Origin of the sequence: Agrobacterium sp. 22117 (assembly GCF_052045735.1) — a bacterium.
Classification (GTDB): Bacteria; Pseudomonadota; Alphaproteobacteria; order Rhizobiales; family Rhizobiaceae; genus Agrobacterium; species Agrobacterium cavarae.
Genome location: NZ_JBQEPP010000007.1, coordinates 205,640 through 219,006, shown reverse-complemented (window position 1 = coordinate 219,006; position 13,367 = coordinate 205,640). Strand labels below are relative to the sequence as shown.

General features: G+C 59.5%; 13 protein-coding genes. 3 read left to right on the top strand and 10 right to left on the bottom strand.

Annotation, left to right across the window (positions count from 1 at the left end; genetic code table 11):
• Positions 1-27: 27 nt before the first annotated feature.
• A complete protein-coding gene (gene leuC / locus ACTJKV_RS20150) occupies positions 28-1,437 on the bottom strand; it encodes a 3-isopropylmalate dehydratase large subunit (RefSeq protein WP_440599367.1) in 1,410 nt (469 codons plus the stop codon).
• 452 nt (positions 1,438-1,889) lie between these two features.
• Here leuC and ACTJKV_RS20145 point away from each other — a divergent pair, with 452 nt between their 5' ends.
• Positions 1,890-3,182, top strand: coding sequence for an MFS transporter (locus ACTJKV_RS20145; RefSeq protein WP_113326744.1), 1,293 nt, complete (start codon positions 1,890-1,892; stop codon positions 3,180-3,182).
• 5 nt (positions 3,183-3,187) lie between these two features.
• On the opposite strand, the gene ACTJKV_RS20140 is transcribed toward ACTJKV_RS20145, so the two are convergent.
• From ACTJKV_RS20140 to rplS, 3 genes are all read right to left on the bottom strand, one after another.
• Positions 3,188-4,003 carry an amino acid ABC transporter permease gene (locus tag ACTJKV_RS20140; RefSeq protein WP_440599366.1) on the bottom strand — a complete coding sequence of 272 codons (816 nt, stop codon included), beginning with the start codon at positions 4,001-4,003 and terminating at the stop codon, positions 3,188-3,190.
• Between the two features lie 36 nt (positions 4,004-4,039).
• On the bottom strand, positions 4,040-4,834 hold the full coding sequence (locus ACTJKV_RS20135; protein ID WP_440599365.1) for a transporter substrate-binding domain-containing protein: 795 nt from the start codon (positions 4,832-4,834) through the stop codon (positions 4,040-4,042).
• A gap of 211 nt (positions 4,835-5,045) precedes the next feature.
• Positions 5,046-5,591 (bottom strand): 50S ribosomal protein L19, encoded by a 546-nt coding sequence (gene rplS / locus ACTJKV_RS20130; protein WP_027673599.1) that lies wholly within the window; start codon positions 5,589-5,591, stop codon positions 5,046-5,048.
• A gap of 261 nt (positions 5,592-5,852) precedes the next feature.
• Here rplS and ACTJKV_RS20125 point away from each other — a divergent pair, with 261 nt between their 5' ends.
• On the top strand, positions 5,853-6,599 hold the full coding sequence (locus tag ACTJKV_RS20125) for a sulfite exporter TauE/SafE family protein (RefSeq protein WP_112954539.1): 747 nt from the start codon (positions 5,853-5,855) through the stop codon (positions 6,597-6,599).
• On the opposite strand, the gene trmD is transcribed toward ACTJKV_RS20125, so the two are convergent.
• The 5 genes from trmD to ffh form a co-directional block, all read right to left on the bottom strand.
• Complete coding sequence (gene trmD, locus ACTJKV_RS20120; protein WP_113180737.1) at positions 6,581-7,279, bottom strand: tRNA (guanosine(37)-N1)-methyltransferase TrmD; 699 nt, start codon at positions 7,277-7,279, stop codon at positions 6,581-6,583. The two genes, ACTJKV_RS20125 and trmD, sit on opposite strands and share 19 nt — an antisense overlap.
• Before the next feature lie 4 nt (positions 7,280-7,283).
• Entirely contained in the window at positions 7,284-7,859 is a 576-nt protein-coding gene (gene rimM / locus ACTJKV_RS20115; protein WP_062424944.1) for a ribosome maturation factor RimM, read from the bottom strand.
• A 134-nt stretch (positions 7,860-7,993) separates the two neighbouring features.
• Entirely contained in the window at positions 7,994-8,371 is a 378-nt protein-coding gene (rpsP, locus tag ACTJKV_RS20110) for a 30S ribosomal protein S16 (RefSeq protein ID WP_062424945.1), read from the bottom strand.
• A gap of 32 nt (positions 8,372-8,403) precedes the next feature.
• Positions 8,404-8,721 (bottom strand): chorismate mutase, encoded by a 318-nt coding sequence (locus ACTJKV_RS20105; RefSeq protein ID WP_062444677.1) that lies wholly within the window; start codon positions 8,719-8,721, stop codon positions 8,404-8,406.
• 8 nt (positions 8,722-8,729) lie between these two features.
• Positions 8,730-10,298: a signal recognition particle protein gene (gene ffh, locus ACTJKV_RS20100; protein WP_062424946.1), complete on the bottom strand. Its 1,569-nt coding sequence runs from the start codon at positions 10,296-10,298 to the stop codon at positions 8,730-8,732.
• Positions 10,299-10,634: 336 nt separating this feature from the next.
• On the opposite strand from ffh, the gene ACTJKV_RS20095 reads away from it, so the two are divergent.
• Positions 10,635-11,708, top strand: a complete 1,074-nt coding sequence (locus ACTJKV_RS20095) for an MBL fold metallo-hydrolase (RefSeq protein ID WP_274103610.1) — start codon at positions 10,635-10,637, stop codon at positions 11,706-11,708.
• A 42-nt stretch (positions 11,709-11,750) separates the two neighbouring features.
• Here ACTJKV_RS20095 and ACTJKV_RS20090 read toward each other — a convergent pair whose 3' ends face one another.
• Entirely contained in the window at positions 11,751-13,229 is a 1,479-nt protein-coding gene (locus ACTJKV_RS20090) for a M48 family metalloprotease (protein ID WP_062424969.1), read from the bottom strand.
• Positions 13,230-13,367: the final 138 nt, after the last annotated feature.

The following is a 13,367-nucleotide window of genomic DNA, read 5'->3' as shown; positions in this document are numbered from 1 at the left end:
TGCGGAACTCTTCATAGCAAGCAATACTTACTGCCACTCACGCACATCGACGAAATGGCCGGCAACCGCGGCGGCTGCCGCCATGGCGGGCGAGACCAGATGCGTGCGGCTCTTGTAACCCTGACGGCCTTCGAAGTTGCGGTTGGAGGTAGACGCGCAACGCTCGCCCGGCGCCAGACGGTCGTCATTCATCGCCAGGCACATGGAGCAGCCAGGCTCGCGCCATTCGAAACCAGCCTCGAGGAAGATCTTGTCCAGCCCTTCCTTCTCCGCCTGTTCCTTGACGAGACCCGAGCCCGGAACGATCATCGCCGAAACGGTCGGTGCGACCTTGCGACCTTCGACGATCTTGGCGGCAGCGCGCAGATCCTCGATGCGGCCATTGGTGCAGGAGCCGATGAAGACGCGGTCGATGGCGATATCGGTCATCTTGGTGCCGGGCTTCAGGCCCATATAGTCGAGCGCACGCCACTTGGAATTGCGCTTGTTCTCATCGGCAATGTCGTCAGGGTTCGGCACGATGCCCTGAACCGAAACGACATCTTCCGGAGACGAGCCCCAAGAGACGATCGGCGGCAGGCTGGCGGCGTCCAGAATGACGACCTTGTCGTAATGGGCACCCTCATCCGATTTCAGCGTCTTCCAATAGGCAATCGCCTGCTCCAGCGTCTCGCCCTGCGGCGCACGCGGCTTGTCCTTGATGTAGTCGAAGGTCGTCTCGTCCGGTGCGATCAAGCCAGCGCGTGCGCCACCCTCGATCGTCATGTTGCAGACGGTCATGCGGCCTTCAATCGACAGCGAGCGGATCGCCTCGCCGGCAAACTCGATGACATGGCCCGTGCCGCCGGCGGTACCGATCTCGCCGATGATGGCAAGGATGATGTCCTTGGCGGTCACACCGTCCGGGATCTTGCCGTCCACACGCACCAGCATGTTCTTGGCCTTCTTCTGGATCAGCGTCTGGGTTGCCAGCACGTGCTCGACTTCGGACGTGCCGATACCATGCGCCAAGGCACCGAAAGCGCCATGGGTGGAGGTGTGGCTATCCCCGCAAACGATCGTCATGCCCGGCAGGGTGAAGCCCTGCTCCGGTCCAACAATGTGAACGATGCCCTGGCGCTTGTCGCGCTCGGAATAATATTCGAGGCCGAATTCCTTGGCGTTCTGCGCCAGCGCTTCCACCTGGATGCGGCTTTCTTCATTCTTGATGCCTTCCAGACGGTCGGCGGTGGTCGGAACGTTATGGTCGACGACGGCCAGCGTGCGGGTGGGCGAATGAACCGGGCGACCGGCCAGACGCAGACCCTCGAAAGCCTGCGGTGACGTCACCTCGTGGACCAGGTGACGGTCGATATAGAGAAGACAGGTTCCATCGGGATCGCGGTTGACGACGTGATCATCCCAGATTTTATCATACAGAGTACGCGGAGCGCTCATGGCTTTATCCATTCGAATATCAAAAAGGAAAGTGGGGACGTCGAGTAAAGGCCGACAGCCTTTTCAGGCCATCAGGCGGACGTAAGTCGACCATTGAACGCGCCGGAAATACGCGCGAAAAATCGTGCCGGCAGACGCTTGTGATCCTGCAGCACGAAAATGTTTGGCGCGAGACATCCGAATTTCGATCCCATGCCTCTCTCATAGCAGATCGGCTTTTCAACAGCAACATGGCGCTTTGTGATTGAAAACGACCCGACCGGTATTTAAGGATTCTCTTTTTGTGCAATGCAAAAAGAAACGCCGGGCGTTGTGTGCGGGATAGAATTCTCGCGTTAAGCGTTAGCACGGCAATGGGACCGCTTTTTCACGATGCCGTGAAAGCCGCGTGAGAACCGGTCTCGTCAAATCGGGCAGCACCTCGGCGTGCCGCCGACAGGGAGGGATACATCTTGGTATCTGAAAAAGCACTTATTTCAAAAATCACCTGGCGACTGATGCCCTTTCTCGGGCTTCTCTATCTCATCGCCTATATCGACCGCCAGAATGTCAGCTTCGCCAAACTGCAGATGGTCGGCGATCTGGGCCTCAGCGAATATGCCTACGGCCTTGGCGCGTCACTGTTCTTCATCGGTTACTTCATCTTCGAAGTGCCAAGCAATCTGCTGCTCAATCGCTTCGGCGCAAGGCTCTGGTTTGCCCGCATCATCATTTCCTGGGGGCTTGTGACGATTGCGCTCGCCTACACTTCCAGCCCGACGATGTTCTACATCCTGCGCTTCCTTCTCGGTGTCTGCGAGGCCGGCTTCTTCCCCGGTGTCCTCTATCTCCTGACGCTGTGGTTCCCGCGCGATTATCGCGGCCGTATGGTCGGCCTCTTCATGATTTTCTCGGCACTTGCCAATGCCATCGGCGCACCGCTTGGCGGCATGCTGCTCGATCTGGACGGTCTCTGGGGCTATGCAGGCTGGGAGTGGGTTTTCCTCGCAACCGGCATTCCGGCCGTGATTGCTGGTATCGTCACCATCTTCTATCTCGACGACAAGCCGGAAACGGCTGCGTTTCTGTCGCAGGACGAGAAGGACTGGCTGAACAAGCGCATCGCTTCGGAGAATTCCGGCATGGACGAACATGCAGAGGACGGTTTCCGCGCGCTGATCAATCCGCGCGTCCTTTTCATGTCGCTCTGCTATGTCGGATTTCCGCTCGCCGCCTATGGTCTTAGCTACTGGCTGCCGACCATCGTCAAAAGCTTCGGCGTGTCGAACACCGCGAATGGCTTCATCAACATCATCCCGTGGCTGATCGTTGCCGTTGCCCTCTATCTGGTGCCGTCGGCTGCCGATCGCTCCGAGAAGAAGATCACCTATATCGTGGTGCCTGCCTTCGTTGGCGCCTTCTGCCTACTGATGTCTGCTCTGATGACATCGCCGGTCGCGCAGTTCGCATTCCTCTGCATCGCCGCAGCGGGCATCTTTGCCGGACAGCCGGTGTTCTGGAGCCTTCCCGGTCGCTTCCTGAAGGGTGCGGGCGCTGCAGCCGGTCTGGCCGCCATCAACTCGGTCGGCAATCTCGGCGGCTTCGTTGCCCAGAATGTCGTTCCCTGGATCAGGGATGAAACGGGAAGCACGATTGCCCCGATGTTCTTCCTCTCGGCCTGCCTCGCGATTGCCGGTGTGCTCGTGATCATCGCCGGACGAATGATCGCCAGGCAGATCACCTCACAGCCGAATGTGAAGGCCTGAGGCTCTCAACGCCCCTGCTTGCGGCGCATCCCTTTTTCGATGCGCCGCAGGATCAGCGACAGTCCGAGCGTCAGGATCAGATAGACGTAAGCGACAATGGAATAGGTCTCGAAGAAGCGGAAAGAGCCTGCCGCATAGACCTTGCCGAGCTGCGTGATATCCGCGACACCCAGCACCGACACCAGCGAGCTATCCTTCACCATCGAAACGAAATCATTGGAGAGCGGCGGAAAGATCGTCCGCACCGCCTGCGGAAAGACGACCAGGCGAAAGCGCTGGTAGCGGCTGAGCCCCAACGCCTTGGCAGCCTCGATCTGACCTTGATCGACAGCCTCGATGCCCGCCCGAAAGATTTCGGCGAGGAATGCTCCGTAGCAGAGCGTCAGCGCCAGAATCGCGCGCCACATCAGTGAAAAGTCGCGCACGATGACGGGCTCGATCCAACCCGCAGCAATCAGCGGCGTCATCAGCCAATTGACGAAATCGACCAGCAGCGGCGCGCCGGCAAAGGCGATGTAGAACAGCACCACCAGGATCGGAATGCCGCGCATCGTCTCGATGTAGAAACGCGCAATCTGCCGCAGGACAATATGATCGGCCATGCCGAGAAGGGCGATCAACAGACCCCAGAGGCAGGCGAGAAAGAAGGCCACCAGCGTGACGAAGATCGTCATGCCCATGCCATTGATGACGGTGGTGAAGACCTGGGCATAGACGCCATTGACGGCAATCACCACGGCAAGAATGGCGCCGATACCGATGAGCGACACCAGCCACCAGGGAAAGTCATCCGTCGCATGCTTCGAATGCGGACGGTTCACGCCGGAATGCCCCGCGTCAGGGAGATGGACATTCGCTTATTCGCCAAGCTTGTAGTCCAGGAACCACTTCTTATCGAGCGCGGCAAAGGTGCCATCGGCTTTCAAGGCAGCAATTGCGGCGTTGACGGGTGCAACGAGATCGGAGCCCTTCTTGAAGATGAAGCCGAAATCGTCGCCGCCGAGCGGTCCACCGATCAGCTTCAGCGTGCCGTTCGACGAATCGACATAGCCCTTGCCGGCAACGCCATCGGTCAGCACCAGGTCGACATCGCCGGTGCGCAGCGCCTGCACGGTGACACCGAAGGTTTCCATCAGCTTGACGCGCGGATTCTGCTCATTGCCATCGAGAATATCGTAAACGGCCGTGTAGAAAGGCGTTGTGCCAGCCTGCGCGCCGATCAGCCCCTTCTCAAAAGCCGCAAAGCTCTTGGGATCGGTGAAGCGGGTCTCGTCTGCACGCACCAGCATGAACATTTCCGAGCGCATGTAAGGATCGGAGAAATCCACCTTTTCCTTGCGCTCTTCCTTGATGCTGATGCCGGTCATGCCGATGTCGTACTGCCCGGCGGAGACAGCCGGGATCATCGCGTCCCAGGATGCATTCTGATACTCGACCTTGGCATTCAGCCGTTTGGCGATCTCGTTCATCGCATCATATTCCCAACCGATCGGCTTGCCCGTCTTCGGATCGACGAATTGCAGCGGCGGATAGGCATTCTCCGTCACCACGACGATTTCGCGACCCTTCAGATCCGGCAGATCAGCGGCCGATGCGAGAACCGGCGATAGCAGTGTGGCGGCGATGGCGATGAAAAACGAGCGTCTGAACAATGGCGGTCTCCTGAAAACAATGGCGGAAATTGACACGCTTTAAACCCGCCGCGCAAGAGATATGCGTTTCAAGAAAGCGGTGGTCGTTAGAATGCCACCCGTCTTTCAAACCACCTCGCAATAGCACGCCCGTTGCGCGGCACACAGCAAAGCCAGATAACAAAAAAGGCGGCCCAAAGACCGCCTTTTCAAAAATCCCAAAAGGGAAAGCTTATTCAGCTGCACCTTCAGCAGCCTTTGCTGCTGCAGCCTCTTCAGCTGCCTTGGCTTCAGCGGCTTCTGCTGCTGCCTTTTCGGCGGCCAGAGCCTGTGCTGCTGCAACCTTTTCAGCTTCGATACGTGCCTTTTCCTCGGCAGCAGCCTGACGCTCGGCGTCGTTGAGCTTGCGAGCGCGAACGCCGGTGTCTTCAACGATACGAGCGGACTTGCCGCGACGGTCGCGCAGGTAGTAGAGCTTCGCGCGGCGAACCTTACCACGGCGAACGATCTCAACGCCTTCAACCAGCGGAGAGTAAACCGGGAATACGCGCTCTACGCCTTCGCCGTAGGAGATCTTGCGAACAGTGAAGTTCTCGTTGAGACCGCCGCCGGAGCGAGCGATAACGACGCCTTCGTAAGCCTGTACGCGGGTACGGTTACCTTCGGTAACGCGTACGTTGACGCGAACGGTGTCACCAGGAGAAAATTCAGGAAGCTTGCGCTTTGCTTCGATCTTGGCGGCCTGTTCGGCTTCCAGCTGTGCGATAATGTTGGTCATGTTAACCTCTGAGTTCTTCTGAAACAGCCAGAGCGCTCAACGAGATCATTCCTTGGATCCTGTCCTTGGAATTATGCCTTGCGGCAGGAGCGGGTTCGCCATTCTTTGCTTGCGGTTAATGGGCATAAGCCCAGTTCCACGCGGGCCAATACAGGAAGATCACCGCTTTGTCATCCCTTTCGTGACAATATTTTGTCGGCCGCCACCTGATTGTCGGAAAGCACATCTGCTTATATGGGAGATGGAACGCCGGGAGGGGCCATGTCCATTGCAATCATTCTACTCTTGTTCGCCAGCGGCTTTCTGTCCGGCGCCGTCAATGCCATTGCTGGCGGCGGCACCTTCCTGACCTTCGGCGCCATGACGGTAGCGGGTATCGCACCGATCTCGGCCAATGCCACCTCCTCCATCGTTCAGTTTCCGGGCTACGTCACCTCGGTGATCGCCTACTGGCCGGAAATCCGTGCCCACTGGAAGGGTGCCGTCCTGCTCGCGGTCCTCTCCATCCTCGGTTCAACCGGCGGCGCACTGCTGTTGCTGTCGCTCGACAACCCGTCCTTCCGCCAACTGGTGCCGTGGCTGCTGCTTGCCGCAACGGCGCTCTTTGCCGCCGGTCCCTGGCTTCGTCCGCGCTCGAGTGAAGAGCATCCTAAAAGCAATGTCGCGAGCCTGATCGGCCAGTTCTTCACCTCGATCTATGGCGGGTTCTTCGGTGCCGGCATGGGCATCATGATGCTGGCGGTACTGGGGCTGACGGCAGGCGGCACCTATCATCATCTGAACGCGCTAAAGAACCTGCTGGCTGTCGTCATCGCTGCCGTTGCCATTATCGTCTTCGTCGGCGGTGGTGTCGTCGCCTGGCACGCGGCGCTGATCATGATCCCGGCGTCTGCGCTTGGCGGCTACTGCGGCGTCTATCTTGCCCGCCGCGTTCCGCAGTGGATCATCCGCGCATTGGTGATCACGGTCGGGCTCTTGCTGACGGGCTATTATTTCTTCACGGCCTGAGTGCCGGCAAGAAGGTCGGGTCGGCGCTCCTTCGTCAGGGAAAGCGCCTGCTCGTGCCGCCATGTGTCGATCAGCTTGTGATTGCCGGAGGTGAGGACCGCGGGGATATCGCGCCCTTCCCATACCTGTGGCCTCGTGTAATGCGGATGCTCCAAAAGCCCGCCTTCGAAACTTTCATGCACGCCGGACAGATCGTTGCCCATGACACCAGGGAGAATGCGCACCACCGCATCGAGCAGCGTTAGTGCCGCAGGCTCGCCGCCCGAAAGAATATAGTCGCCGATACAAACCTCTTCGAGGCCACGCGCGTCAATCACCCGCTGGTCCACGCCTTCGAAGCGACCGCAGACAATGATGACGCCTTCTCCGGCGGCCAATTCGCGGACACGCTCCTGCGTCAGCGGTTTGCCGCGCGGGCTCATCAACAGCCGCGGACGGGCGTCACCCTCCGACACCGCATCGATGGCCGCTGCCAGCACATCGGGTTTCAGCACCATGCCGGCACCGCCACCTGCCGGGGTGTCATCGACACTGCGATGCTTGTCGGTGGCAAAGTCGCGGATCTGCACCGGCTCCATCTGCCACTGGCCGCGCTCCAGCGCCTTGCCAGCCAAAGAATAGGACAGATGCCCCGGAAACATTTCCGGGTAGAGCGTCAGCACGGTCGCCTTGAAGCTCATCGACTTACTTCTTGCCCTTGCCGAAAATCGGATGCTCGGGATCGTCCTTGCCGTCTTCCGGATTGTCGATCAGTCCGGCGGCAAAGGGATCGATCAGGATCTTTCCACCTTCCAGATCGATTTCGAGAACGGCAGCCTCGGTAAAGGGGATAAGCGCCGGGCGACGTCCCGCACCCTTCAACTCAAGCAGATCGCCTGCGCCGAAATCATAGACGGCACTGACCGAACCATAGCTCTTGCCTTCGGCATCGACCACGTCGAGACCTTCGAGGTCGGTGTAGAAGAACTCGTCCTCGTCCAGATCCTCGTCAGGCAAATTGTCGCGATCGACAAACAGCTCAAGCCCGTTCAGCGCTTCAGCGGCATTGCGGTCATTGATGCCACGGAAGCGCACGATGACGACATTCTTGCCTTGGCGCACTTCGAGAATTTCAAACACGCGCCCATCGGCGGCAACGAGATTGCCGTAATCGCCAAGCGCCATGGGATCGTCGGTATAGGAGCTGACCCGCACCTCGCCGCGCAAGCCTTGAGCTGCGCCAATCTTGGCCATGAGAATGGGGTTTTCCAGCTTTGCCATTGAACCGTCCGTTATCGCGTTTTGCGCGTATCTTTTAGTGCCTGGCTGATCTCTCGCCAAGCCCATGGGGATTAAACATGAAAACGGGCGGCGCGGAAACCGCACCACCCGTCGTCAATCGGGATAAACCGAACTTATTCTGCAGCAGCAGCTTCAGCGGCAGCAGCAGCGGCGTCTTCAGCCTTCTGCTTCTTCTCGGCAACGCGCTCAAGAGCCTTCTTGCCTGGCTTCGCCTTTTCAGGGTTGCTGCGCGCGTCGCGCGTCGCAATGCCGGCTTCTGCGAGGAAGCGCAGAACGCGGTCGGTCGGCTGTGCACCCTTTGCGATCCATTCCTTGACGAGGTCGCCATTGATCTGGATGCGGTCGGCGTTGTCCTTCGGAAGCATCGGGTTCCAGGAACCGACCTTCTCGAGGAAGCGGCCGTCGCGCGGGCTGCGGGCGTCAGCAACAACGATCTGGTAGTACGGGCGCTTCTTGGAACCACCGCGTGCGAGACGAATTTTCAGTGCCATGTGAGTTCTCCTTATAATGGCTTGCCCGCCGGTCAGGCGGTCTTTTCTGTGCCGTTGTGTTCAGCGGCAATTGCTTCATGATGCCGGATGACTTCCTTGATGATGAAGTTCAAGAACTTCTCGGCGAAATCCGGATCCAGATTGGCATCCTTGGCCAGGCGGCGCAGGCGTTCGATCTGGTATTCTTCGCGCGCCGGGTCTGCCGGCGGCAAATCGTAGGTGGCCTTCAATACGCCCACCGCCTTGGTACAGCGGAAGCGTTCAGCCAGCATGTGCACCAGTGCGGCATCGACATTGTCGATGGACTGGCGGTATTCAGCGAGTTTTTCTTTGACGTCTGTCGTGGTCACCGATGGCCTCACTTCTTCTTGCCAAAACCGGGAAGGCCCGGAAGACCGCCGAGACCCGGCAGCTTGCTGCCACCGAGACCAGGCAATCCGCCTGGAAGGCCGCCAAGACCCGGAGGCAGAGCGCCCGGCTTGCCAAGACCTGCGGCTTCCGCCTGCTTCTGCAGCGCTTCAAGCTGCTTGGGGTCCATATTGGCGAGATCAGGCATGCCGCCCATGCCGCCGAGACCCATCTTGCCGGCCAGACCGCCCATCATCTGCTTCATGATGCCGCCCTTGCCCTTGCCGCCCATGGCTTTCATCATGTCGGCCATGCCGCGATGCATCTTGAGCAACTTGTTGATTTCGGCAGCATCCGTGCCGGAACCGGCAGCAATGCGCTTCTTGCGGCTGTGTTTGAGAATATCAGGATTGGCGCGCTCGGCCTTGGTCATCGAGGAGATGATCGCCAGCTGACGGTCGAACATCTTGTCGTTCAAACCGGCAGACGCCATCTTGTCCTTCATGCCCGCCATGCCGGGCATCAGACCCATGATGCCGCCCATGCCGCCCATCTTCTGCATTTGGCGCAGCTGGTCGGCCAGATCGTTGAGGTCGAACTTGCCCTTGGCCATCTTCTCGGCCATGGCGCGGGCTTTTTCCGCATCGATATTCTCTGCAGCCTTTTCGACCAGCGAAACGATATCGCCCATGCCGAGAATGCGGTCTGCGATACGGCGTGGATGAAACTCATCCAGTTCGTTCATCCGCTCGCCGGTACCGATGAGCTTGATCGGCTTGCCGGTGACGGCACGCATGGAAAGCGCTGCACCGCCGCGGCCATCGCCGTCCATACGGGTCAGAACGAGGCCGGTAATGCCGACACGTTCATCGAAATTGCGCGCCAGATTGACGGCGTCCTGACCGGTCAGGCTGTCGGCAACCAGCAGGATTTCGTGCGGATTGGCCTTCTTCTTGATGTCAGCCATTTCCAGCATCAACGGCTCGTCGATGTGGGTACGGCCGGCGGTATCGAGAATCACGACATCATGGCCGCCAAGCTTGGCCGCCTGGACCGCGCGCGAGGCGATATCGGTCGGCGACTGGCCGGCAACGATCGGCAGCGTGTCGATGCCGGTCTGCACGCCGAGCTGGCGCAGCTGTTCCTGGGCGGCGGGGCGGCGCGTGTCGAGAGATGCCATCAGCACCTTCTTCTTCTCGCGATCCGTCAGACGCTTGGCAATCTTGCCGGTGGTGGTGGTCTTACCCGAACCCTGCAGACCCACCATCATGATGACGACGGGTGCCGGCGCATGCAGATCGACCGAAACACCTTCCGAACCCAGCATTTCGACTAGCTCGTCATGGACGATCTTGACGACCATCTGGCCGGGCTTGATGGATTTCAGAACCGAGGCGCCAACCGCCTTTTCACGCACCTTTTCGGTGAAGGTACGAACGACTTCCAGCGCCACGTCCGCTTCCAGAAGCGCACGGCGAACCTCACGCAGCGCTGCGGAAACATCGGCTTCCGAAAGCGAGCCACGGCCGGTCAGTCCATTCAAAATGGAGCCAAGGCGGTCCTGGAGGTTTTCAAACATCGTTTCATCCTTCTTCGTTTCGGTTTCCCGAAACGTCGGTGCTTTTGCTGGCAAAAACAAGACGCCCGGAAATGGGCAAAGCCAAAAAGCACCCGAGGGCGCGTCGCGCTGTCGGGTGTTGACCTCCGGGATCTCTTTATACCTTGACGGGTCCCGGTCGGCGGCTTGGAGTCTTGAAACTGCCAGCTGATGCGGCGGGATAAACAGGAAATGCGCGCCAAAGTCAAGGCAAGTCCGCAGTTTTGGCCGAAGCGCCGTCAATTTGTCGCCTTCAAGGCGCTTCTTCTACGGGTCAGACGCTTGTTGTTTATCGGTGCGCTTCCTATAGCTAATATTATGAACCGTCGAAACTTCTTTCGCCTCTCCGCCATTGGTGGCCTGCTGCTTGCAAGCGGCGGCATTTTTGCCAGCCGTTCCTATGCCAGCGCTTATTACAAGGGCCCTGCCTCCGATCATTTCGACGGCACGCGGTTCTTCAATCCCAATGGGGAGCAGCCGAATGGTTTTAGCGACCTGATGAAATGGCGCTTCAACGGCCAGAGAGCTCAGTGGCCGGAGAACTATCCAAGCCCCTATCCGACCGCGAAACCAGATGCCCGCGTCGAAGGAAAAGATCTGCGCGTCACCTTTGTTGGCCACGCTTCGTTCCTCATTCAGACGGCGGGGCTGAATATTCTGGTCGATCCGGTATGGTCGGAGCGCACAAGTCCGTTCAGCTTTGTAGGACCAAAGCGCGTCAACCCGCCCGGCATCCGCTTCGAGGACCTGCCGCCGATCGATCTCGTTCTCGTCACCCATAATCATTATGACCATCTCGATCTCGACACGCTGCATAGGCTGCATGTCGAGCACAAGCCGCTTTTCGTCACGCCGCTCGGTAACGACGCGATCATCCACACCAAGGTGCAGGCAGCGAAGATTTCGGTGGGAGACTGGGGCGATGCGATTGCCGTCAGCCCCGACGTCAAAGTCCATTTCGAGCCCTGCCACCACTGGTCCGCACGCGGGTTGAACGACAGGCGCATGGCGCTCTGGGCCGCCTTCGTCATCGAGACGCCCGGCGGCAAGATCTACCATATCGGCGATACCGGCTTTCACAGCGGGCTGAACTACCACGCTGCCGCCAAGAAGCATGGCAGCTTCCGCCTCGCCAACCTGCCCTTCGGTGCCTATGAGCCGCGCTGGTTCATGAAGGGCCAGCACCAAAATCCGGCGGAGGCTGTGGAAGGCATGAAGATCTGCAACGCCACTTATGCCTGCGGCCACCATTGGGGCACGGTGCAACTGACCGATGAAGCGATCGATGCACCGATCATCGCGCTCGAAGCGGCCATGAAGGATAAAAACGTCGCGCGTGAAAACTTCCGCCCGATGCGCCCGGGCGAAGTGTTCGACGTTCCGATGGTTTGAACGGAAGTGGGTAAATGAGGGCGTTGCCGGACAGCGCCCTGCTTATTCCGAAATGATCTTGACCCGCTGCCCCGGCTCTATCGCGGCGGTGGTGCTCAGCGCATTTAAGACGCGGAAGAGTTCCAGCTTGCGATCCGTGCCCATCATCCGTGCGGCAAGCGAGGCGACCGTTTCGCCCGGCTTGACGGTAACGACACGCACGCGAAGCGGCTTCAGTGCAGAGATTTCCGCAGGCGTCATCTTGCGGAAGCTGGAGCGCAGGAGGTTCGCCACCGTCTCCAGCTGCGCGCTGCCCTTCGGCACGGCAGTCAGGAAACGGAAAATCTGGTCGCCGACACGAATGACGGTGACATCGAAATCCCACTTGTCGGCGCTGGCGCGCGCTGTTGCAGCGGGCAGACCGTTGACCTGTATTTCCCGCACCGTGTCCGGCAACAGGCCGGCCACCCAGCCGCTCGTCAGGTAATTGGGCAGGCTGGTCTGCTTCGGATCGGCAACGCCATCGAAGCGGATTGCCATATCACCCGGGCCAGTTGCCAAAACCGCCTCGACCTTGTTGTCGATCTGGAAGCCTTCCGGCACATCGAAACGAATGCCGAGATTGCCATGCAGGAAGGTGTTGCCGCGGACATAACCCTCCTGCGGGCTGTCGCCGTAGAGCAATCCATCGATGCCGGTGAGGAACCAGTCGCGGCCCTTGTCGCCGACCTGGCCTTCCTGACCGAAGGCGCGCGCATGGCGCTTGGCCAGTTCGATACGCTGCGGCGTATTCGGGTGGCTCGAGAGGAAGTCGAGACTCTGATCGCTATCGGGATCGGCCGAGGTAAAGCGCGCATAGGCCGCCATGGAATCAAGGAAGCGTGGCGAGGCGTAAGGATCGTAGCCCGCCTCACCCAGCATCCGCACGCCGATCACGTCCGCCTGCAATTCCTGCTGGCGCGAGAATGCCGCAAGACGAAGCTTGCCGCGTGCAAGCGCCTGCTTGCCGGCGAGATCGCTGGACAGAACCTCCGCCACGACGCGGCTGGCAATCACTTCCGCTTCTTCGCGGCGTTGACGCTCGATGCCGTGATTGGCTGTGACGTGGCCCATTTCATGCGACAGCACCGCCGCCACTTCCGAGGCGTCATTGGCAAGCGCCAGAAGACCGCGCGTGACGTAAAGATAGCCGCCCGGCAGCGCGAAAGCATTGATGGCCGGCGAATTCAAAATGGTGATGCGATAGGACTGCTGAGGATTTTCCGACACTGCCGTCAACGCGCCGGTGATGCGGGCGACCAGACGCTCGGTCTTCTCGTCGTGATATTCGCCGCCATAGCTTGCGACGATGCGCGGATGCTCACGCGCACCCATCTGTGCACGCGGATCGTTCTTCTGCACCTCTTCGACTGTCTGCGGATTGTCGGAAGGCTTCAGCGAGGACTGATAGGCAGGGCTGAACAGCGACTGGCATGAGGACAGCATCAATGCCGCAGCCCCGAGGCTTATGATGCCTCGCCGCGATATCGACCGCTTTTCCATATCGTGACCGGAGCGGCCATTTACGGCCTTCACACGCGTCATCATCCTGCCAGTCCGCTCCAAACGTTCCTGATCATCCGTTATATGCAGACCAGAATATCAGCTTAAACCCCACAGGCACCAGAATGCCTGAACATC

Bases quoted from the DNA above. Each gene is read 5' to 3' on its own strand.
- rplS (WP_027673599.1), bottom strand. From the start codon at position 5,591: ATGACCAACATTATCGCACAGCTGGAAGCCGAACAGGCCGCCAAGATC.
- ACTJKV_RS20090 (WP_062424969.1), bottom strand. From the start codon at position 13,229: ATGGAAAAGCGGTCGATATCGCGGCGAGGCATCATAAGCCTCGGGGCT.
- rimM (WP_062424944.1), bottom strand. From the start codon at position 7,859: ATGGCAAAGCTGGAAAACCCCATTCTCATGGCCAAGATTGGCGCAGCT.
- ACTJKV_RS20125 (WP_112954539.1), top strand. From the start codon at position 5,853: ATGTCCATTGCAATCATTCTACTCTTGTTCGCCAGCGGCTTTCTGTCC.
- ffh (WP_062424946.1), bottom strand. From the start codon at position 10,298: ATGTTTGAAAACCTCCAGGACCGCCTTGGCTCCATTTTGAATGGACTG.
- trmD (WP_113180737.1), bottom strand. From the start codon at position 7,279: ATGAGCTTCAAGGCGACCGTGCTGACGCTCTACCCGGAAATGTTTCCG.
- rpsP (WP_062424945.1), bottom strand. From the start codon at position 8,371: ATGGCACTGAAAATTCGTCTCGCACGCGGTGGTTCCAAGAAGCGCCCG.
- ACTJKV_RS20095 (WP_274103610.1), top strand. From the start codon at position 10,635: ATGAACCGTCGAAACTTCTTTCGCCTCTCCGCCATTGGTGGCCTGCTG.
- leuC (WP_440599367.1), bottom strand. From the start codon at position 1,437: ATGAGCGCTCCGCGTACTCTGTATGATAAAATCTGGGATGATCACGTC.